The organism is Shimia fortis (genome assembly GCF_040225985.1).
Classification (GTDB): Bacteria; Pseudomonadota; Alphaproteobacteria; order Rhodobacterales; family Rhodobacteraceae; genus Shimia.
Window position 1 is genome coordinate 220,084 of the sequence record NZ_JBBPEU010000001.1, and the last position, 21,301, is coordinate 241,384.

Below are 21,301 nucleotides of genomic sequence, written 5' to 3' on the forward strand. Positions count from 1 at the left end.
GCCAGTTGCAGGTTCCGACACCAAGTTGATGGCGGGTGTTTTTTGAAGAGAGCTGTCAGAAATAGCTTCGAACGAGGCTTCCAGCTACTAGGCTCCAACCGTCCGCAAGAACAAAGAAGCCAAGCTTGAATGGCAACGATACAATCGCTGGCGGCACCATCATCATACCCATCGACATAAGTATTGCTGCGACTACAAGGTCGATTACCAGAAACGGTAGAAAGATGATGAAGCCGATTTGAAAGGCCCGCGATATCTCAGAGAGCATGAAACTGGGCAGCAGTACCGACAATGGAACATCTGGAGAAGGTTCCGTTACGCCGCTTTCCATCCGCAAACTTGAAATGGTCTCAAGCGTGTCTGTATCTAGCCGGTCCGCCATGAAAACTCGGAAGGGCTGTAATACCAGTTCGATGGCCTGCTCTTGGGGAATCACATCGTTCAGGAAAGGCGAAATCCCCTGCTCCCACGCGATCGTAAAAACTGGCTCCATCACGAAGTAGGTTAAGAACAACGCCAGACTGACAATCATCATGTTTGGCGGCGACTGTTGCAGTCCAATTGCCTGTCGCAAAATTGACAACACAGTAAGCACAAAAGGAAAGCAAGTCACCATTATTGCCAGCGCGGGGGCCAAACTCAGCAAAGTCACCAACAGAATAAGTTGAATGCTTGTTGTCGCCAGGGAACCGTTTTCGCCGATCGAAATCGACAGTTCTTGCGCGGCAATAGGTTTCGTCCAAAGTAAAGTAATGGCGATGATGATGCCTAATACGAAACCCGAGCGCCGCATCAGAGTGTCCCGTCATGTATGTTTGAGATTTCCGTCAGACGCACAACTAGTTGACCCGTATCCGAATCATCCTGTTGTTCAAGATGACCTTTAGCAATCAGCCTTTCGCCGATATAGAGTTCGACAGGATCGTCTACTTTCTTGTCGAGGTGCAAAACCGTATTGGGTTTTAACTCAAGAAGATCTCCGATCGATGGACGCGCCTTGCCGACGGAAACGGTGATGTTGATCGGAACAGATCCAAATGGAGAGGAAACTGAGTTTGGCATGGCGTCACTCTTGCTCGCGTTGCTTCTGGGTTTGGTAAATGAAAGCTTCGAAAGTTTTGTTGAGACCTGAAAAGAACTCTTCAAAGTCTATTTGCCGTTCGCGACCATTAATCGAGATGTGAGCCTGACCTTCGTCGAGCATCGGGTCTGGCGCGACGTGAATCTGCAATGCATCCATTTTGGGAAGCACGGCCCTGACAGCCTCAACTTCGGCAGGTGCCACATGGACCTGAGCTTCGTGAACGCTCGTTTTATCAGCAAGCTTATTCAGTTGCTCTACAATTTGAAGCCCGATTGTTTGACGTGCGAATTCTGGAAGTATCTTTTCAACGAGGGTCGAAAACAGCGGCGCGAGGTCCGCGAGAACTGTGGTCCTCGCGTCATGATAGGTGAACGACATTTCCTGAAGGTTCTGGCCTAATATCGTCGAAACATGGGCTATTTCGTCGGATTTGGCACGAATCGCATCTTCCCAGCCGGCTTTGTATCCTTGCTCAAACGTATCCAGCAGTTCTTCGTCATCTGCAGGTTTGCTTAATTCACTGGGTGAAACCGCTCCGGAGCTCGCTCCGAAGTCTTGCAAAATATCAGCGAGAGACTTCATTTGCTCCCCTCTCGCTGATCCATCCAGCTTCTAAGGATTTCCACGGTTTCATCTTGACGGTCAGCAATGAGTGCGCGTAACCGCTCAACCGGCGCCACCGTAGGATTTTGCGTTGCTGGGACAGGTGTTTCTGCGAAATGTGGATCAGCGGGCAGGATTTCGCCTTGTGCAATCGGCGTAGAAAGCTCTTGAATTTCATTATTAGCTTGCTGCTGCTTTTGAGGATCTAAGGTAGGTCTTTCCAAGAGGTTTTGAGGATTTTGAATCAAAATTGGTTTCAAAACGAAAAGCCCAAGCAGGACAGCAAAAATGCCGATCACTCCCAATTGGGCCAATGTGTTAGTATCTATCCGACCATTCCCCCAAATTGATCGTTCAGGCAAACTGCCAAGATCGTCGATGGGAAGGAACGACATTGACTTAAGTGTCACTACATCGCCGCGCTCACTGCTAAAGCCAATTGCAGACTTGACCAGCTCCTGCAGCGCATCCAATTCATCGCTTGCCCTTGGGGTTGAAACCAGTTTCCCATCAGCATCCGGAACCAAGGCTTCGTTCACGAGCACTGCAACGGAAATCCGACGTAAAGTTCCTGGTTTACGTACGGTTTCACGTTGTGTTTCAGACACTTCATAGTTGATCCGCTCGCGTGTTTCAGTGTTCTGGTCGCGCGAATTTTCTGTACCTGCAGCGTCTCCATCCGGGAGATTCGAGGCGACAGTGACCGTAGGCTGGCCCGAATTTTCTGATTGGTTGCTGCGTTCTTCCGTATCCGTGCTAATTGCCACCCGGCTTGTAGGATCGAAGATACGCTCATGAACGATTTCTTCTTCTGTTGCCGTTTCAACCGAAACTTCAACAACTGCGTTTCCAAGACCGACACGCGCCTCAAGCAATCTTTGCACCCGCTCACGCAAGATTTGTGACTTGTCGAAGCCCTCATTTGGGATTTCAACTGCACCGGTTCCGCTTATGATACCCTCCCGGCTATCAATGACGCTCACGTCATCCGGGGCCATGCCTGAAACCGCGGAGGCAACAAGAAACTGAAGCGCTCGGGCATAGTTGGGTTCTATGCCTCCAATTCGGGACACGATGGAAACAGAAGCGGTTGGTTTCGAATTCCTTCTAAACGCCGAGGCCCCTGCCTTGGAGATATGGACACGCGCATTCGCTATTTGCGGATTGGAAACAATTGTCCGAGCAAGCTCTCCCTCTTTGGCACGCCAATAAGCCGCGTCGAACATTTGAGAGGTGGTACCGAAGCCAGACAAAGAATCCAGCAATTCGTATCCCATACTCGTATTCGCCGGAATGCCCTCGCTAGCAAGGGTTAGCCGCAATGCATCACGCCTAGCTTCCGGCACATAAATCCCGTCACCTTTTACGGAATAGGTGACCCCGTTCTGATCAAGTGCCGACAAGACTTCTCCCGCAGACTTTTCTTCCAATCCACCGTACAGCAAGACCATTTTGGGCGCAGATACCACGCTAAGAATAGCGACAAACGTTCCCACCAGAACCACGGCTCCAGCACACAGCATGATTCTGCGACGCAGGTCCAAAGACGACCAAAGCGACATAAATTTTTGCACAGGTCCCTCCAGTGGAATCTAAATAGACGGTTTCTGTGCGACATTCCCCCATCAGGCTTAACAATCGGTTAGTGACTGATCGCTTAGGCTACGGTGGCGGAAAAAATGGAGGTCTGAATGACTGCTACTTCGGAAAACGTACAAGACCCGCAGCCACGCGCTCCCCAAAAGTGGTTACTCCTGAGTCTACTGCTGACGGTGGTCGGGGGTGGCGGTATGTTCTACGCTGGATATTCCGGGCTGCTTTTCAAGACTGATAGCGAGGAAAGAAAAAGTGTTGGCCAAGACGAGCCGGAACCGCTTCCAGAAGTTTCATTTATTCCGCTGGACCCGATCATTGTCTCGCTGGGGCCAAATGCATCAAGCCAACACCTGAGGTTTCGGGCACAACTCGAAATTCAACCTGAATACCAAAGTGATGTCGAATATTTCCTGCCGCGGATCATAGACGTTCTCAACAACTACCTGAGGGCCCTGGAGGCATCCGATCTAGAGGCACCCGGCGCGCTAATGGTGCTCAGAGCTCAGATGCTGCGGCGAATCGAGGTTGTCGTTGGGCCGGGCCGGGTAAACGATTTGCTCGTCATGGAGTTTGTATTGAACTGAAAGGCTTGGAGATGGAAATGATTGCAGACGCTCTTTTAGTTTTGGGCGCCATCGGAGCAGGACTTTACTGTTTGATCCTAGGGCGCAGGCTTTCACGCTTCAACAACCTTCAAACCGGTGTTGGGGGGGCCGTGGCCCTACTTTCGGCACAGGTCGACGACCTCACCAAGGCACTCGCTGAAGGTAAGGAGGCTGCGCAGCGAGCAGCGGAGGACCTGACCGAACTGACAAGGCGAGCCGATGAGTCTTCCAAGCGCCTCGAGTTGCTTGTGGCATCTATGCATGATCTGCCTTCGACAGCTTCGCAACCTACCCCAAATGCAGAAAAGGAAGCCGTGTTCTTTCGCCACCCCGCCAAGGCCACCGAGGATGCAACATGAGTGAAATGGGTAAAGCCCCAAAACTGCGAGTAAAGCGCGGAAGCCTGTCAATTGTTGCCTTGTGTCTTTTCGCCTCGGCAGCAATCCGAATTGGCTCAGAAACGGGGCAGGCCCTTGCGCGCGAAACATCATTCGACGACGTTGGTGCTCAGCCGGGAGCTCCTGCGACGACCGAGGCCTGTGAAACACCAGAAGACTTGCGACAGGTTCTCGATCTTTTCGCAAAACGGGACGAAACGCTGAAAATCCAAGAAGAGGAAATGCAAATGCGATCGGTAACGCTGGCCCTAGCCGAAGAGACAATCGATCAGAAACTTGCTGAACTAGTCGCGATCGAAGAAAGCCTAAAACAAACCATCGCTTTCGCGTCTACCGCTGCCGAAGACGATTTGAGCAGACTTACCTCCGTTTACGAAAATATGAAACCTAAGGATGCAGCCGCATTGTTCGAAACAATGGCCCCCGAATTTGCTGCCGGATTTCTGGGTCGCATGAGGCCAGACTCTGCCGCACAGATCATGGCAGGCCTGTCTCCTCAAGCCGCCTACACCATAAGTGTCGTCATCGCGGGCAGGAACGCCGAAGCCCCAACAAAGTAGGTCATTCCTCAGTATTCTTTAACGAACTGATGCCATCATTTTCCAAGTTCGTAACAACAGGGCTGCGCCAGTTTAATGCGGACTTCTAGTTGCAAATCATCCTGAGAGGAACTGAACGTGATTGGGCTGATTGGGATCGTCACAATTTTTGCGATGGTGTTTGGAGGGTACCTTGCGGCCGGGGGAAAGCTGGCCATCATTCTGAAGTCATTACCTTTTGAAATGATGATGATCGGAGGTGCGGCAATTGGAGCGTTTCTAATAAGCAATGACATGCATGCGATCAAGCAAACCGTCAAAGATATCACAAAGGTTTTCAAAGGGCCCAAATGGCACCATGATGACTACAAGGATTTGCTCTGCCTTCTTTTCGAATTGATCCGGTTGGCGAAACAGAATCCAGTGGCGATAGAAAGAGAAATCGAAGCGCCTGAAGAGTCGGAAATATTCGGGAAGTATCCAAAAATTCAAGCCGACAAAGAAGCTGTCGCTCTCATTGCTGATACGCTCAGGTCCGCCTCAATGAACTATGACGACCCTCACCAGGTTGAAGAAGTTCTCGAGAAACGGATGGAAACCAACCTCCATAGCGCACTTCATTCGAGTCACGCCCTGCAAACTGTGGCCGATGCCCTTCCTGCTCTGGGAATTGTTGCGGCCGTTCTAGGTGTGATCAAAACCATGGGGTCCATCGATCAGCCTCCAGAGATATTGGGAAAAATGATTGGCGGTGCGCTTGTCGGGACTTTCCTGGGCGTCTTTCTTGCATATGGTTTGGTGGGGCCTTTTGCAGCAAAGCTGCGTTCCGTTGTCGAGGAAGACAGCCATTTTTACAGCTTGATCAGAGAAGTGCTGATAGCGAACCTCCATAGCCATCCCGCGAATATATGTATCGAAGTTGGGCGACAAAACACGCCAGCACATTGTCGACCACAATTCTCTGAACTCGAAGATGCACTGAAATCGATCAGAAAGGATGCAGCATGATCGTTCGCATCTTTATGCTATTGTCTCTTTTTCTATACGCAGCGCCCACCCCAGCTGCAGAATTTATCCTGAAATCTGGCGAGCATGAAGACTTTACCCGCATCGTAGTGACACTACCCAACGAAGAGTCGGGTTGGGATTTCGCACCTAGCGCGACGGGGTATTCACTTACGGTTGATGACGAAAATCCCAAATTTGAATATTCTGAAGTTTTCGACCGTATACCCAGAACGCGGCTGTCGGCGCTAGCGACAAACAACGCGGGAAATGGTCTCAACTTTTCGCTGGCCTGCGATTGTAAAGCCGCTGCGAGCAAATACGAAAACCGCTATGTCATTATCGATATCCGGGCTTCTGAAACTGATTTACCCAAAGGTACGGCGCAGCCTCACACACACACTCTGAATTTGAATAAAGTGTCTTTTCCTAACCTTTTGCAAATCAGAAAGGACGCAGTTTCGATTGACAGGTATTTGCCGGCTGATCCGGGTTCAAACTCTGTAGGTACGCCCCTTAAGGAGCAAATTTCTCTGGCTATAAAGCAAGACCTTCTGACCCCCTCCACTCCAGCTTCTGACGACAAGCCAATGGATAAGATTTTCCTCTCACAAGTCAGGAGCAACGACACCCAACCAAGCCAAGAGGTCACAGTCCCTCCTTCACAACTTAAAGTTCACGAGACCACACACACGCAATTTGAAGCACCAAACTTGGTGCTGAGAAGCGGTACTATGGATAGGGATTGTCCAACCAGAGACCTATTGAACGATTTCGGCGAGGAGGCAAAAAGATCTTTTCACTCCAAACTCGGCAAATTGCGTCGGAGCGCAATCAACGAGCATTACGCATTCGAGACCTCGGCAATGATCGAACTCGCAGAATTTTATGTGTCGAATGGGTTTGGAGCGGAAGCCTATGAGCTTTTTAGCACTTTGTCAGACCGCAGCATTGATTCAGATTTTCTCAAGAGAGCCTCAGTGGTTGTAGACGGATTGCAAAGGCAGGCAGAACTAATTCCTGTCGAATACCTTGAATGCGGTGGCAGCGTTTCGATTTTCACCTTCTTGTCACAGAAAATCACATTTCCGAAAGGTCTTGATGAAGAGGCCTTTCTCCTCGCATTTAATAGGTTAACCCCTGCACTTAGAGATCAATTAGGGCCGCGTCTGGTCGATCTTTTGCTGGCATCTGATAAGCTTGACTTGGCTTCCAGGGTTTTAGACGCATCGCAACGCGTTAGGCAGACACCTTCGGACGAACAAATGTTAAGCAAAGCGAGCCTCTTGATAGCAGACGATCAGTTTCAAAAGGCTGAGAGTGTCTTGGATGCCATTCATTTATCGGGATCAGAAACCACTTCGATGGCCTTGAAGAAAAAGATTGAGATAAAAGAAGAAGATCAAACAGTTCCTGATGTAGAAACTCTCTCGCTGGCCCAGTCGCTTGCTCTTGAAATGCGCGACACAGATGTCGAGCCCGAAGCCGCCGGCACCTATTTACGGGCTCTCATACTGGCGGGGAACTTCCAAGAAGTTTTTGCGTTGCTATCGAATGAGGAACAAACTCTGGACAAGTCCACTAAAGACACACTTCAATCAAAGGCGTTGGTTGCACTTGCAGACTACGGATCGTCGAAAGACTTCCTGTTGATTGCGACATCCATGGATCCACAAGACCCGACTCTTACTCTAAACGCTAGAAAGCGGTTGGCGCACCGTTTTATAAGTGAAGGGTTTTATAACCAGGCCAGAGATTTTCTGGCTCAAGAGTTTGGGCATCAGCTTGACGATGAAGCCAAGGTTTTGCGTGCAACCGCTTCTTTCAATGCACACAAGCCCCACCGAGCCGCAGCAGACATTCTTGGCGTCGATACCCCGTCCGCAAGACACTTACGTGCAAAAATACTCTCTGAGATCGGGGAGCATAGAAAATCTGGAAGGCTGTATTCCGATGTGGGCGCTCATGAAGAGGCTGAAAAAGAACGAGTATTGGCGCGCGAGTGGGCAGAGCTTGGCAAATCAAAAAATGCGTCTTTCGCAGCTTTTGCTAGGATTCATGCACTGCAATCGAACCAAACAGTTTCCGACCTTTCGGAAATCGCTGCCGGGACCCAAGCGTTGCAGCAGAGCGCCGAAATTCGAACACTCCTGAGCGAGTTCATTTTGAACCGCAGCAGCTTGGTCAATGCGCCACCGAACTAAATGCGATTACGAAAAATAAATCTCTGCTGTTTAGCTTTGGCAATAAAGAAGTTGCAGAAGGCAATGGGCGATGATTTTGTTTTCAATCACAGTGGGAGGCAAAGCACCTAGGTGTTCAATTCCTGTTTTCTTGGCGATGTGTTTTGCGTTGCTCTCGAGACAGGCTTTTGCCGCTGTGGAAACACCATCGCACCCAAGCACCCTTTGTGAAAAGGCCGCGCTTTTCGCGTCATCCAAAACAGGCGTGCCGCTTAGCATCCTGCGCGCGATCACACGTACGGAAACGGGCAAAAAACACGGGGGCCTATTTGGCCCATGGCCATGGGCCGTCAATCTGAACGGAAAAGGGTTCTGGTTCGATGATGTGAGTACAGCGCACAAATTCGTAATGAAACAGCGCCAATCTGGAGTGGAGAATTTTGATTTAGGGTGCTTCCAAATCAATTATCGCTGGCATGGCGACGCCTTTGAATCCCTTGAAGAGATGCTTTCACCCGAAAAGAACGCCCTTTATGCCGCAAAATTCCTTGAGCGCCTCTACAAGGAGAAAGGAGATTGGCCAAGTGCGATCGGAGCCTACCATTCTCGCACGCCAAAACATGCGAGCAGATACCTGCGCGCGTTCAACAAGAGCTTCGAGGCAATTCATAAAGCACCGCCGTTAGAATCATCTAACAACCATATCCCACGCACTAACTTGCGTGAGAATTTGTTTCCACTTTTGACCAAACCTTCTCTGCCAACACCGTCTTTAGGTTCATTGGTTCCTCTACAGCAAGAAGCACCAAACCCCATGATTCATTTCAACAAAAACTGAGCGTTCCTTGAACATGGCAAGTAAACTTAATCCGACCATTCTTCTTTCTGTCGCCTTGATTGCGATCATTGTGATGATGATCTTGCCCGTCCCTGCCGTGTTGCTGGACGTTGGCTTGGCCCTTTCATTCGGGCTAGCAATCTTGATCTTTACAATCACCTTGTTCATCGAAAGGCCGCTGGATTTTTCAAGTTTCCCGACAGTTCTTTTGGCATCCCTGATGCTACGCCTCGCTTTGAATGTCTCGTCCACAAAGCTCATTATTGGCCAGGGGCATCAGGGCACGAGAGCCGCGGGACAGGTCATCGAAGGGTTTTCAAGTTTCGTCATGGGTGGCAACCTGTTTCTGGGTTTGGTCGTCTTCTGTGTACTTCTCATTGTAAACTTCATGGTAATCACGAAGGGCGCGGCCAGAATGGCTGAAGTAGGTGCGCGTTTTGCCCTAGATGCCATGCCAGGCAAGCAGCTTGCAATTGATGCAGACATGTCTGCTGGCGCTATCAACCATCAAGAAGCGAAAGAACGACGAGAACGAGAACAGCAAGAAACCACCTTCTTTGGATCACTTGATGGTGCATCGAAATTCGTAAAGGGCGACGCCGTTGCCGGTCTATTAATTACACTTCTGAATATCGTCGTTGGCCTTGTGATGGGTGTCGCATTTCACGACATGGAGCTATCAAAAGCCTTTGAAACCTATGCCATTTTGACGGTTGGTGATGGCCTTGTAACCCAGATTCCCGCGGTCATCATTTCGATCGCAGCTGCATTGTTGCTTGCACGAGGCGGGACAACAGGATCTACCGATCTGACGCTGTTTCAACAGTTCGGATCTCACCCGGCCGCTCTTAGCACAGTTGGCCTGCTGATGTTGATTTTTGCAGTTGTACCGGGGCTTCCCTTCCTTCCATTTACCATCGGTTCTTTTCTACTTTTCGCAATTGCGTACACGCAATCACAAAAGGATCAAACCGAAGATGTGGAGCGAGCGGTTTCGCAATCCAAAGAGGCCTCTTCGCCCAAACAAACAATAGGTGACATATTAGAACTTGATGACATTCATCTTCAATTCTCAACGGATCTGGTCAATCTGGTTCTGGACCCCGGCAGCGGAATTGATGTGCGCATAGACAGTATGCGAACCCATATCGCGAAGAGTTATGGTATTATTCTGCCCGAAATCCGCTTGACGGATGATCCCAGCCTGCCAGACGGCACGTATGTCATTCGAATACAAGGCGTTGCTCTTGTTGAGGCTAGGTTGTACCCCGGGAAAGTGCTAGCTTTGTTGCCTGGTCAAGCCGCAGTTCAAATTCCAGCCGGCATTGATGTAGATGAACCGGTGTATCAGGCTGCTGCTCGATGGATTTCAAGTCAGGACCGCGAAATGGCTGCTTTAGCAGGGGTCACAACTGTAGGCCCCGCTGAAGTATTGGCCACCCATTTGCTGGAAACTATCAAACGGAACTTCGATCGCTTGCTTACCCTGCGCACGTTGCACCGTATTTTGGATGAAATGGTCAGCCTTTCCGATCCGGTAAGAGCAGAAGCCAATCGAAAGCTGTTAGACGAAATTATCCCAGACAAAGTGCCTTTGGATCTGCTACACAAGATTCTTCGCCTTTTGCTGGAAGAGCGCGTCTCGATCCGTAATTTGCCGCTGATACTGGAAGCGATTTCAGAAGCACGCCATATGGGGCAACCCGAAGCAATTTGTGAATATGTTCGGCAACGTTTGGGATTTCAGCTTGTATCAGAATTGCGGCGCGAGGACGGGACCATACCGTTACTTCAACTGGATCCTGGCTGGGAAGATACATTTCAATCTTACCAGCTGGGACCGGATCCCGGTTCAAACATCGGCCTGCCTCCGGAAATATTTGGCAACTTAGCAGATGCGATCGCACAGAAACTTGCCTCGGCCGGAGAAAACGGAGTCTTTGCCGCTCTTGCAACTACATCGCGACGGCGGCGATTCCTGCGTGCCGTCATGAATGCAAAAGGCCTTTCAAATCCAGTTTTGTCATTCGAGGAAATCGGGACAGGCGCGAAACCTTCTGTGATCGGTGTTGTCCCAGTATGACCAATGACCTGCTCCAATGGGCCGAAAACAGTATGTTGCTAGCGTATTTTGTTTTCGTACGTGTCGGTGCAATCGTCGCACTTAGCCCGGGTTTTGGAGAGCAGGCCATTCCGGTCCGCGTCAAATTGACCATATCGGTGTTGCTGACACTTGTCGTGACTCCGATGGTTGAGCCACTACAGTCCGCGAATTTGGATCCTGTGCGCTTTACGATTTTCACCCTCTCTGAGGCTACAGTCGGACTGATCCTTGGGGTCTTCTTACGTGTCCTTGTTTTTGCATTGCAAATCGCAGGTTCCATAGCCGCACAAGCAACCTCACTATCGCAGTTATTGGGCGGAGGAGGGGTGGAACCCAACTCGGCAATGGGGCAAATTTTGATGCTTGGCGGGATCACGCTCGCGATGATCATGGGATTGCCCGAGTATTTGGTGATCTATATTTCAAACTCCTACTCTGCTTTTCCAATCGGAGCGTTTCCTGACCCAAGCGGCGTTGCTGAACTGGGCGTTGAAAGGATGGCCGCAGGGTTTTCATTGGCTTTTCAACTCGCGGCGCCCTTCTTGGCGATATCCATCCTCTATAACTTGACCTTGGGCGCCATTAACCGCGCCATGCCACAATTGATGGTCGTCTTTGTAGGAGCGCCCGCGATCTTGCTTGGCACATTGGTCGTGCTGTCCTTAATAGCATCACTGATACTTTGGGTCTGGTGGCAAAATTTTGAACGCTTCCTTTCCTTTCCTCCATGGGGGTATCTATGAGTTCTGAAGAGGCCTCGGAAAAACCGTTTGAGCCAACCCCTAAAAAACTGGAGGACGCCCGTAAGAAGGGGGAAATTGCCAAATCAATGGATGTTCAAGTTGCGTGCGGGTATGCAGGCTTCTGGGGGTGTCTAATCACTGTCGGCCTTGCCCTCATTTCAGACTCCGCCGAAGTTTTGCGGCATCCATTCGACGATGCAGAGCGATTTGCACAACAGATTTTTCAGAACGACACTCCCGCTGCGCTCGGTGCATGGGTGCTAGAAGCCCTGCTCGCCTTTACGCCGTTGTTTGTTTTTCCCGCCGCTTTGGTCCTTCTGGGCTTACTGGCCCAAAGGGCAATCGTGTTTACGCCGACAAAACTGCAACCCAAGTTGAGTCGTGTCGACCCGTTTAAAAATGCTAAGTCCAAGTTTGGTCGTTCTGGTTTTTTCGAGTTTGGAAAGAGCTTTTTCAAACTTCTGATCTATACGCTCTGCCTTGGCGTCTTTCTTCAGAAAAACTTCAATCAAACTGTCGGGCTTCTTTATACTAAGCCAAATCAGGCCTTGGTCGGTCTCGGGCATCTTGTGCTTTCGTTCATGTTCATTGCCGTGATTATTGCAACCGCCATTGCCGCAGTTGATTTCTCCTGGCAGCGGCACGAACACCTAAGGAAGCACCGGATGACCCAAAAAGAGGTCAAGGATGAAACAAAAGAATCCGAAGGGGATGCTCATTTCAAACAAGAAAGACGACAGCGCGCCCAGCATATCGCCCTAAACCAGATGCTAGGGGCCGTGCCAAATGCTGACGTGATTATCGTAAATCCAACACATTTTGCAGTTGCACTTGAATGGAGCCGAAAGAAACATGAAGCACCAAAATGCGTTGCTAAAGGCGTTGATGAAATTGCGCTAAAATTGCGGGAAGTCGCACAGGAAGCAGGTGTACCAATTCACAGCGATCCCCCAGCCGCACGCCTGCTATATGCCTCTGTCGAAATCGGCAACGAAATACAGCCTGAACACTACCTCGCCGTCGCAGCAGCGATCCGGTTCTCGGACGATATGAGAAAGAGAGCGCGGCTATGAGAATGAGCCGGAAACAAATGAACGATCTGGCGAAGATCCTACACAGTCAAGCGCAGGCTTTAGGCGCCAAACTGGCCAAACTCAATCATCAAGAACAAGAGATACGGTGCTTTCAGGAGCAACTCGAAGCCAATACTCACTGTCATCGCATCGCCGGACCACATGGGGTGACTGTCGAGTTCAGAGACAACGAAGAAAAGTGGCTGCGTTGGGTGTCGGCAAAGCGCAAAGACTGCAATATGCAGCTAGCGAGGTTGAACGCCCAGAAAGAAGTTGTCCTGCACGACTTCCGAAAAGCTTTTGCGAAAGCTAAGGCATTTGAAAACCTCAAGACACAAGCCCATAACGATCATCGGAAGCAGATGGCGGTAAAAGAGCACTCAGATCAATTGCAATGCAGCTTGATGTTGAGAACGAAGTGAATGGCGGTCGCGCCAAGCGCGCGCCACGCAAAGCCAAGACGATTCAAGCACTTGTGCAATAAAGAACGACCCCTAGCGCAGCATACACTCACGATTTTTGAGTGCGCGCTGCGCCTTTTGCTGGTTTCACCCGTTCTACTTGTTGATGAAACCAGGCTGCACCTCGGGGGATTCGTCAGGGGATGGAGCGACGTCATCGCCTGTCGGTTCATCTGATGTTTCCACTGGCTGATCAATAACCTCGGCGTCTTCGGTCATTTCGATATCCTCAGCCGTGTTGTCTTCGATCGTCCCCACGATCAAAGGCAACATCGACACGCCCGTCGGGCTGTCTACTCTAGTCGAGGGGGGTGATGTCCAAGACAAAGTGTCGAAACTATCGCAGTTTCCGCAGGTCGGCGCCCATTCCGTTTGCACGTTGTGGCAGTTTTGGCAAACCCATTGCGGTCCGCGCGGAGCGGTCAGTGCTTTGGCCAGCCATCCTTTAACTACAGCGTCCGAAGCCCCTTCCCCACGTTCGATCGCGGCCATGATCGTCAGTGACCTTGTCGTCGGATCGGTTTCGAAAAGATCTCCAAGTGCGCGACGCGCCTCGGGAAAGTCTTCGGCCGCAATATACAGTTCAGCCATCAACATACGGGCCTCGGCATTGCTGGGATTGTTCTTCACAAGCGTTTTGAAACGGGAAATCCGGGCCTGTGGTGTTTCATTCGGCTCAATAGCGGCATAGGCAGCGGCGATATCCGGATGCGGCTGCGCATCCCACGCCTTTTTAAGCACACGTGTGGCATAGCGCGGCTTGCCTTTTTCAAGGTAACCTTCTGACGCCATGATGGCTGCCGGGATGAGATCCGGCGACTTGCGGTTCGCCTCAATGGCCTCTTCCCGCGCCTCAACGGAGTTACCTTCTGCCAACACTTCCTTTGCCTCGGACAGGGCAAGAACGGCATCACGGCGGCGATGCACATCACGAGGCACGGTGCCATATTTGAGTTTGGCCGACAGGGTAGAACGGGCCCCCTTCCAATCTCCTGTATCCGCCTGAAGCTTGAGAAGCATGTCTTGCGTTTCGACGTGGCGCGGCTTGAGCGCGAACGCCGTTTCGGCAAGTTTCAACGCGGTATCCGTCTGGCCCTCGTTAAGTTTTTGCTTCATCAACCCGCGCACGCCGACAAACCGTGTCGTACTATCTGCAAGAAGCTTTTTGTAGGTTTCCGAGGCTTTCTTGGAATCGCCCTGAAGCTCTGCAGCCTGGGCCACCAGAAGATTGGTCAACTCGGGCTTGGCGAGGTACTTTTGTGCCTTGCGAGCTTTTTCCATGGCATCGTAGCCATCCCCAGATGCCAACGCCACCATGCCATCAGACAAGGCCTGATACCCTTTCCGCTCGCGGTTGCGGTCAAAGTAGCGGCTGATTGCGGTTTCGTCACCATTGAGGAATTTGAACGTCGCGATCAGCAATCCAACAAGCTTGAATGCCAACCATGTCAGAAAGACAAGAGTCACAAGCGCGATCACAGATTGAAGAGGGCCGAGAGAGTATTCCACGCCCGCGACGGTGATCATGACACCACCTTCGCTTTCCATCAGGTATGCCGCGCCATAGGTCACACCTGCAATGGCAGCAACGAAAAGGATAATCTTGATAAGAGACCAGAGCATGAAATGACCTTTAGTTTTGCATGAGGCTGTTGGACAGTTCTTCAACAGCGTCCTGAGCAGCGATACGGGTTTCTGCCATCTGGCGCCATTCTGACATCAGGGCTTGTGAAGAGGCCGGCAAAGATTCCAGCTCTGTGAGAGCCGCCGATAGACGCCCCTCACGAACGGCCGCCTCTGCGCGCGAAAGGATGGCATCTGCATCATCCCCTTCTTTCGGTGTCACGGACCGCGCCCCGAGCTGTTTCTTGAGAAAACCTGTCAAAGACCCGCCACCATCTTGGGTTTCTTGGGAGCGAGCATCGGCCAGCGCCTCACGCGCATAGTCAGGGTACGCTTCGGCCAAAATCAAAAGTGTCGGCACACCTGTATCTGCATTGGCTTCAAGCGCCGGTGGTACGGCAACGCCAGACACATTGCCCAGATCAACCAACGCCGAACGATAGGGAACACCGCTATCCAGCCCTGACACGATCCGCGCCAACGCTGCACGTGCCAGCGTTTGCTGTGCGTTGACTTCTGACCGTTCTTTGAGTTGTTCGGCCTCGGCAAGTTGGTCGGCCACCATTTCGCGCAGTTGGGCAACCTCAGCCTCGTATGCCGCAATAGCTGCGGCTGATGCACCCTCAGTCATGGGGCGTTTTTCCGCAGTGACCACACGGTCTTCGAGCTGAACAATCAAAAGGTTCAACGACTCGACCTGCGCGGTGATTTCCGCGAGCTTTGCACTAGCCTCTGCACCCATGGCCGCCTGCTCAAGCGCAGTATCCACAGTGCCAGAGATTGCACCCTGAGACTCTGACAAATCGGCCAGACGGGCCTCTTGTTTCGCCAATTCCGCCTGCAATGCCTCTATGGCGGCGCTAGACCCACCACCGGGCAGCATACCTTGCGAGTTCATGTAGGTTGCGACACCAAATCCAAGCGCGGCTGCCACAACACCTCCCAATGCCACACGGAAAAAGCCGACTTTCTGCACCTCTTGCGGCGCGTCGGATGACACAGAGACATGCGCTGTCTCGGTCTCCACGGTCACCGTTGGCGGCTCTTCCGCCTCAGGAACCTGATCCGTTGCCTTCACCTCCTCGGGTTCAGATTCAGATGCGCCTTGATCTTTGACGTCATCCAATTCAGCTGTAGTCGGTTCTTTCAGGTCAACGGCGTCCGGGGCCTCATCAGGCGCAACATCGTCTTTTTGTTCATCTGCAGTTGCTTCATCTGTTGGCATCGGGTCGCTCTCGTTTGCGACTTCCTCAACAATTTCAGCATCCACGATGTCTTCGACGCGCTTGGCGTCTTTCTCTGCCTTTTCCGGCTTACCGGTCTTGTCTGACTTGGCCACCCGTTGTCACCCTTTCGAATCCGGTTACGTTCTGCAAATCGCTTTACCAACTTATGCAGTGTTTTGATCATCCTCAACAAAGCTGATGCCGTTCACCACATGATTTATCGCCGCAACCATCGCATTTGCGTTGGGTGCCCGCGAAATCAACACCCCTCGACTTGCCAGCCCACGCGCTGAGTCTGCTGTTGCCGCGCTTATTGCGACAACATGCATTGGCGCGCGGAACGGCCCCTGCTCACACAGCGTTGCGGCAGACCGAGGCGAAAACAATGGCAAAATGATCGGGTCATTCCCCATCAGAAGAGTTTTTACTTGGTCGGTTAAAGGCACTGCATCTTGTCGATAAACCACGATATCGGTTGATTTGATGCCACGCGCAACAAGCCTTCTGGCAAGGTCGCCTTTCGCGTGAAGGCCCCGAAAATGCACAACAGAACCTTTCGGAGCACTTTGCATCACCAAAGCGAACAGATCATCAACATCTCCGTCCGCAGACACCGCGCGCCAGCCTTTAGCGCGTGCGACCTCGGCGGTTCTTTCACCGACACACCATGCAGGAAGGTCTCGACCGGGCACGGCGCCGACCCCGTTCACGGACGTGAAGATCGCGCCAGAAAACTGTTCGGGAACTGAATGGGGCACTTTGATGATCTCGACAACTGGTGAAATCACCACGGGATTCGAAAGACCAGCTTCCTTCAGAAGTTTGGCAAACCTCTCTGACGCGTCGTGCGGTCGCGTCAGAACAATCGTGGGCAGTTGCGCGGTCATGGCATCGCCAGCATTGTTCCCTATACACAACGGTGTTACCTGCCTAGTAGATTTGGTGCAACGGCGATGAGTATGGAAAAGACCCTGACAATTCTTGGACTGGAGAGCAGTTGCGACGATACCGCCGCCGCGATTTTGCGCTTCAATAGCCGCGAAGCGCCGGAAATCCTTGCTTCGGTTGTTCATGGGCAAACCGACCTCCACGCGGCCTTTGGTGGCGTTGTGCCGGAAATTGCCGCGCGGGCTCATGCCGAAAAGCTTGATATCTGTGTGGAAGAGGCGCTTCAGACCTCGGGATGTGATTTGCGGGATCTGGATGCTGTCGCGGTGACCGCTGGGCCGGGTTTGATCGGCGGCGTTCTGTCTGGTGTCATGTGCGCAAAAGGTCTGTCTGCCGGTCTGGGTATTCCATTGATCGGGGTCAATCACCTTGCGGGCCATGCTCTAACACCCCGCTTGACCGACAGCACCCCATTTCCGTACTTGATGCTGTTGGTATCTGGTGGGCACTGCCAATTCTTGATTGCGCGGGGCGGTCAAGAGTTTTCGCGGCTGGGAGGTACAATCGACGACGCCCCCGGCGAAGCGTTCGACAAAACCGCCCGATTGCTGGGCCTACCACAACCCGGTGGACCATCGGTGCAAGCGACTGCTCGGGACGGCGACTCAAAGCGTTTCCGTTTTCCAAGACCGCTTCTGGATAGACCGGGTTGTGACATGTCGTTTTCAGGTTTGAAAACGGCACTTCTAAGGACGCGCGATGCCGTCATTTCCGAAAGTGGAGGGCTACGTGAGCAGGATCGGGCCGACCTTTGCGCAGGGTTTCAAGAAGCCGTGGTCGAAGTTCTTGCAGAAAAAACACGCCGCGCGCTTGAAATTTACCTGCAAGAATCGCCGTCCGAACCGGTTCTCGCGGTCGCCGGGGGAGTTGCCGCAAATTCGGCAATTCGTGCCGAGTTAGAGTCGATTTGTGCCATCCAAGGCATCACGTTTCTGGCACCCCCTCTGGCATTGTGCACCGACAATGCCGCAATGATTGCCTATGCTGGATACGAGCGATTAAAGATGGGGCAAAAAGACGATATGACCCTCGTGGCGCGGCCCCGTTGGCCATTAGATAGGACTGCGCCGGCCCTCTTGGGAAGTGGCAAAAAGGGAGCGAAAGCATGAGCATTTTTGTTCTTGGTGCCGGAGCATTTGGGACAGCCCTCGCCATTTCTTTGGCCCGCTCCAACGCGCAATTAAAGCTTTGGGCGCGCGATGCCGAGCATGTCGATTCCATGCAGGCAGAAAGAATGAATTCGGCACGCCTTCCAAATGTGTCTTTGCCAGAGAATATTCAGATCACCTCTGACCTGGCTCCCACGTCGCATGACACAATCCTGCTAGCTGTTCCAATGCAAAAATTGCGTGGCCTTCTCGAAAACAAGCGTGACGTACTGGAGGGAAAGACACTTGTGGCATGTTGCAAAGGTGTCGAGCTGGGGTCTCAACTCGGCCCGATCGCCCTGATCCGTGAATGTGTATCCCAATCAATGCCCGCCATATTGACCGGACCAAGTTTTGCAAAAGACATCGCCAAAGGGCTGCCCACGGCTTTGACGCTGGCCGTTGAAAACGACAAAGTTGGGGTTGAGCTGCAAAAGTCTCTAACAACCCCCAATTTACGAATTTATCGCACAACAGACACTGTTGGTGCCGAACTTGGTGGAGCCTTAAAAAACGTGATGGCCATTGCCTGTGGCGCTGCGATCGGAGCGGGTCTTGGAGAAAGTGCGCGTGCCGCGCTAATGACCAGAGGCTATGCCGAGATACAACGCATGGCGCAGGCATTAGGGGCACGCCCCGAAACCCTTGCGGGACTTTCCGGGTTTGGGGATCTCACACTGACCTGCACTTCGGAACAATCCCGAAACTACAGGTTTGGGCTTGCGTTGGGGCAAGGGGCAGCCTTTGACCCGTCCATCACCGTCGAAGGCGCTGCAACGGCGCGGGCCGTACAAGAACGAGCTGACCAGATGAATATCGAAATGCCGATAACAGACGCTGTTGTCGCGCTTCTAGACCGGAAAATGGAAATTGCCGACGTGATTGAAATGCTTCTGTCACGTCCCCCCAAGGAGGAATGAGATGAAAATCGCTTTGATCGCAAAAGACAAACCCGGCGCCCTTGAAATCCGCAAAGCAAACCGCGAGGCACATGTCGCCTATCTCAAATCGACGGACGCGGTAGAGATGGCCGGGCCGTTTCTTGACGACGACGGTAACATGTGTGGCTCTTTGATCATCCTCAATATGGATTTGGCCGAGGCCACCGCGTGGGCCGCAAATGATCCTTACAAGAAAGCAAACCTGTTCGAGAGCGTGGAACTGATCGCTTGGAACAAGGTGCTGGGGTGATGGCTTACTGGCTGTTCAAATCCGAGCCAAACACTTGGAGTTGGCAAAATCAGGTCGACAAAGGTGATGCCGGCGAAGAATGGGATGGCGTGCGAAACTACCAGGCCCGGAACTTCATGCGTGACATGAAGGTCGGTGATCGCGGGTTCTTCTATCATTCCCTAAAGGAAAAATCCGTCGTGGGTATTGTGGAGGTAATCGCAGAAGCGCACCCTGACAGCACAACCGACGACGAACGTTGGGAGTGCGTGGATATCAAGGCGATTGAAAGCGTTCCGAACCCGGTATCCCTCGACATGATCAAATCGGATCCCCGTCTTGCCGATATGGTGCTGGTCAAGAACGCAAGGTTATCGGTGCAGCCCGTGACCGAGTCCGAATGGAAAATCGTTTGCGAGATGGGCGGCCTCTAGCCCTTCCTGCCCGATAGTGTGATGGAGGCCTGTCCGACCATGGCCAGAACCTCCATCTCCCCACGTGCTCCCTACTCACCACACGTGTGTTCATTTTGGGTTCCGGCCATACTGGCCTGTCACTATGTTTCTACCGCAGAATCCAGATGTCAGGCAAACAGCAAGTGTTTCGAATACATCTAAAAAGAAAAACGCCCGTTTGAACAAACGGGCGTTTCCGAATTTGCGTGGGTTGCTCAGATATAGACCGACTCTTTGCCGAAATGCTTGGTCAGCATATAGTATACAACCGCGCGATACTTGTTACGTTCGGATTTGCCATAGGTTTCCACAACCGCGTTGATTGCTTCCATAAGCTCAGGGCCATCGGCCAAACCAAGTTTCTTGATCAGGAAGTTATTCTTGACAGTTTCCAGTTCGGCCTCTTGCGAGGAGGCAACCGTCGAGGCGTCGTCATTATATATGGCTGGACCGCACCCGATTGTGACCTTGGTCAGCAGATCCATATCCGGTTCCATCCCGCACTTGTTCTTAAGATCATCCGCATATTTCGCGATCAGATCATCCCGTTTGCCCATAAGTATTCTCCCTTTCAACCACAAAGCCCAATCGTTCCAAAAACGATGTCGATTACAAGCACGTTAGACAAACCGCAGCGTTATACAAAGGGGGAAACGCACAAGTATTTCCCCGAACATCACTTGGGAAAAAGATAGGTCACAACAAGTCGCCCCCCCCAGCCAGAAGGACCTCCGGGCGCCGTGTCAATGTACCTGCGGATCCCGGCACCGATACTGACAGGGCGATCGCCTATCCGTATCAATTTGCTTACGACAAAATTGATCGGCACCGATGCCTCATCGGTGCTCCAGTCATAGGTCGACTCGGAGTTGATCGTATATGTCCAGTTATTATTGCCTGCATATGCAAGGAACGGTTGGAGGAAAGTGGTATTGATTTGCGCAGGTCCACTGATATCCCAAATATGATTGGCCAGCGCACCATAGGTCCAGCGCCCAGTCTGTTTCAGAACCACACCCGTGACGCCAGCCCCAAATGTATCTGCGCCCAGCGCATTGTCGGTGGCCGTTGGCAGCAAAAAGACCGGCCCTGCCCCCCAGATCAAACCATTGGCCGAGGGACGCGCCGGCGAAAAGAAAAAACTCTGCACGATATCGCCGATGCCTGACTGATTTGTGCCTGCAATCACCTCATCCTGCGAAATAACGGGCACAATAGTCCGAGAGATCATGTTCCAATCAGAGGAAAGTGAAATCGGTATAACGGGCTGTATGTTGAACGTCAGGCGGTTACCATTTCCAGCACCGATATTGTCATCAAAGTTCAGTTGAAAAGGCAAGCTGACCAAATCAGCTACGGGATTTGACAGTTGCTGCCCTAGATCAACTGCATCGTCAGCCAGGGTTGCACTGCTGGCTGCACAAATGACCAATGCGAATGTTAGGGCCCATTTCATATGCACTCTCCTCGCTCCTTGCCGGTGGATCGGCAGACTATAA

General features: G+C 51.9%; 23 protein-coding genes. 14 read left to right on the plus strand and 9 right to left on the minus strand.

Annotated elements, in window-relative coordinates; all coding sequences use genetic code 11:
• Positions 1-55: 55 nt before the first annotated feature.
• From fliP to fliF, 4 genes are read right to left on the minus strand one after another with little or no spacing between them, the layout of a single operon-like run.
• The gene (fliP, locus tag WNE31_RS00950) at positions 56-793 is read right to left on the minus strand and encodes a flagellar type III secretion system pore protein FliP (RefSeq protein ID WP_349977708.1); all 738 of its coding nucleotides are present in this window, start codon (positions 791-793) and stop codon (positions 56-58) included.
• Positions 793-1,062 (minus strand): FliM/FliN family flagellar motor C-terminal domain-containing protein, encoded by a 270-nt coding sequence (locus WNE31_RS00955; protein ID WP_349977709.1) that lies wholly within the window; start codon positions 1,060-1,062, stop codon positions 793-795. Before WNE31_RS00955 ends, fliP begins: the two co-directional genes overlap by 1 nt.
• Positions 1,063-1,066: 4 nt before the next feature.
• On the minus strand, positions 1,067-1,666 hold the full coding sequence (locus WNE31_RS00960) for a FliH/SctL family protein (RefSeq protein ID WP_349977710.1): 600 nt from the start codon (positions 1,664-1,666) through the stop codon (positions 1,067-1,069).
• Entirely contained in the window at positions 1,663-3,261 is a 1,599-nt protein-coding gene (gene fliF, locus WNE31_RS00965) for a flagellar basal-body MS-ring/collar protein FliF (protein WP_349977711.1), read from the minus strand. The genes WNE31_RS00960 and fliF overlap by 4 nt, the downstream gene beginning before the upstream one ends.
• A 117-nt stretch (positions 3,262-3,378) precedes the next feature.
• Here fliF and WNE31_RS00970 point away from each other — a divergent pair, with 117 nt between their 5' ends.
• The 10 genes from WNE31_RS00970 to WNE31_RS01015 all read left to right on the plus strand — a co-directional run bounded on the left by WNE31_RS00970 (position 3,379) and on the right by WNE31_RS01015 (position 13,193).
• Complete coding sequence (locus WNE31_RS00970) at positions 3,379-3,867, plus strand: flagellar basal body-associated FliL family protein (protein ID WP_349977712.1); 489 nt, start codon at positions 3,379-3,381, stop codon at positions 3,865-3,867.
• Positions 3,868-3,884: 17 nt separating this feature from the next.
• A complete protein-coding gene (locus WNE31_RS00975; protein ID WP_349977713.1) occupies positions 3,885-4,247 on the plus strand; it encodes a hypothetical protein in 363 nt (120 codons plus the stop codon).
• Positions 4,244-4,846 carry a MotE family protein gene (locus tag WNE31_RS00980; RefSeq protein WP_349977714.1) on the plus strand — a complete coding sequence of 201 codons (603 nt, stop codon included), beginning with the start codon at positions 4,244-4,246 and terminating at the stop codon, positions 4,844-4,846. Before WNE31_RS00975 ends, WNE31_RS00980 begins: the two co-directional genes overlap by 4 nt.
• Before the next feature lie 117 nt (positions 4,847-4,963).
• Positions 4,964-5,833, plus strand: a complete 870-nt coding sequence (motA, locus tag WNE31_RS00985; RefSeq protein WP_349977715.1) for a flagellar motor stator protein MotA — start codon at positions 4,964-4,966, stop codon at positions 5,831-5,833.
• The gene (locus WNE31_RS00990) at positions 5,830-8,034 is read left to right on the plus strand and encodes a hypothetical protein (RefSeq protein WP_349977716.1); all 2,205 of its coding nucleotides are present in this window, start codon (positions 5,830-5,832) and stop codon (positions 8,032-8,034) included. The genes motA and WNE31_RS00990 overlap by 4 nt, the downstream gene beginning before the upstream one ends.
• Positions 8,035-8,104: 70 nt before the next feature.
• On the plus strand, positions 8,105-8,851 hold the full coding sequence (locus WNE31_RS00995) for a transglycosylase SLT domain-containing protein (RefSeq protein WP_349977717.1): 747 nt from the start codon (positions 8,105-8,107) through the stop codon (positions 8,849-8,851).
• Positions 8,852-8,864: 13 nt separating this feature from the next.
• Positions 8,865-10,934: a flagellar biosynthesis protein FlhA gene (gene flhA, locus WNE31_RS01000; RefSeq protein WP_349977718.1), complete on the plus strand. Its 2,070-nt coding sequence runs from the start codon at positions 8,865-8,867 to the stop codon at positions 10,932-10,934.
• Positions 10,931-11,698 carry a flagellar biosynthetic protein FliR gene (locus tag WNE31_RS01005; RefSeq protein WP_349977719.1) on the plus strand — a complete coding sequence of 256 codons (768 nt, stop codon included), beginning with the start codon at positions 10,931-10,933 and terminating at the stop codon, positions 11,696-11,698. The genes flhA and WNE31_RS01005 overlap by 4 nt, the downstream gene beginning before the upstream one ends.
• Positions 11,695-12,771 (plus strand): EscU/YscU/HrcU family type III secretion system export apparatus switch protein, encoded by a 1,077-nt coding sequence (locus WNE31_RS01010; RefSeq protein ID WP_349977720.1) that lies wholly within the window; start codon positions 11,695-11,697, stop codon positions 12,769-12,771. Before WNE31_RS01005 ends, WNE31_RS01010 begins: the two co-directional genes overlap by 4 nt.
• 17 nt (positions 12,772-12,788) lie before the next feature.
• Positions 12,789-13,193, plus strand: a complete 405-nt coding sequence (locus WNE31_RS01015; protein ID WP_349977721.1) for a hypothetical protein — start codon at positions 12,789-12,791, stop codon at positions 13,191-13,193.
• A 135-nt stretch (positions 13,194-13,328) separates the two neighbouring features.
• On the opposite strand, the gene WNE31_RS01020 is transcribed toward WNE31_RS01015, so the two are convergent.
• From WNE31_RS01020 to WNE31_RS01030, 3 genes are read right to left on the minus strand one after another with little or no spacing between them, the layout of a single operon-like run.
• A complete protein-coding gene (locus tag WNE31_RS01020) occupies positions 13,329-14,855 on the minus strand; it encodes a heme biosynthesis protein HemY (protein ID WP_349977722.1) in 1,527 nt (508 codons plus the stop codon).
• Between the two features lie 10 nt (positions 14,856-14,865).
• A complete protein-coding gene (locus WNE31_RS01025) occupies positions 14,866-16,194 on the minus strand; it encodes a COG4223 family protein (RefSeq protein WP_349977723.1) in 1,329 nt (442 codons plus the stop codon).
• A gap of 51 nt (positions 16,195-16,245) precedes the next feature.
• A complete protein-coding gene (locus WNE31_RS01030; protein WP_349977724.1) occupies positions 16,246-16,968 on the minus strand; it encodes a uroporphyrinogen-III synthase in 723 nt (240 codons plus the stop codon).
• Positions 16,969-17,040: 72 nt separating this feature from the next.
• On the opposite strand from WNE31_RS01030, the gene tsaD reads away from it, so the two are divergent.
• Genes tsaD through WNE31_RS01050 form a run of 4 tightly spaced genes read left to right on the plus strand, consistent with a single transcriptional unit; the run spans position 17,041 to position 19,781 of the window.
• A complete protein-coding gene (gene tsaD / locus WNE31_RS01035) occupies positions 17,041-18,138 on the plus strand; it encodes a tRNA (adenosine(37)-N6)-threonylcarbamoyltransferase complex transferase subunit TsaD (protein ID WP_349977725.1) in 1,098 nt (365 codons plus the stop codon).
• The gene (locus tag WNE31_RS01040) at positions 18,135-19,097 is read left to right on the plus strand and encodes an NAD(P)H-dependent glycerol-3-phosphate dehydrogenase (protein ID WP_349977726.1); all 963 of its coding nucleotides are present in this window, start codon (positions 18,135-18,137) and stop codon (positions 19,095-19,097) included. Before tsaD ends, WNE31_RS01040 begins: the two co-directional genes overlap by 4 nt.
• Position 19,098: 1 nt before the next feature.
• On the plus strand, positions 19,099-19,368 hold the full coding sequence (locus WNE31_RS01045) for a YciI family protein (RefSeq protein WP_349977727.1): 270 nt from the start codon (positions 19,099-19,101) through the stop codon (positions 19,366-19,368).
• Positions 19,368-19,781, plus strand: a complete 414-nt coding sequence (locus tag WNE31_RS01050; protein WP_349977728.1) for an EVE domain-containing protein — start codon at positions 19,368-19,370, stop codon at positions 19,779-19,781. The genes WNE31_RS01045 and WNE31_RS01050 overlap by 1 nt, the downstream gene beginning before the upstream one ends.
• A gap of 236 nt (positions 19,782-20,017) precedes the next feature.
• Here the strand turns inward: WNE31_RS01050 and WNE31_RS01055 are convergent, their stop codons facing one another.
• Together WNE31_RS01055 and WNE31_RS01060 are read right to left on the minus strand one after the other, a co-directional pair.
• Positions 20,018-20,359, minus strand: coding sequence for a DUF2853 family protein (locus WNE31_RS01055; protein WP_349977729.1), 342 nt, complete (start codon positions 20,357-20,359; stop codon positions 20,018-20,020).
• A gap of 119 nt (positions 20,360-20,478) precedes the next feature.
• Positions 20,479-21,258: a transporter gene (locus tag WNE31_RS01060; RefSeq protein ID WP_349977730.1), complete on the minus strand. Its 780-nt coding sequence runs from the start codon at positions 21,256-21,258 to the stop codon at positions 20,479-20,481.
• Positions 21,259-21,301 lie beyond the last annotated feature (43 nt).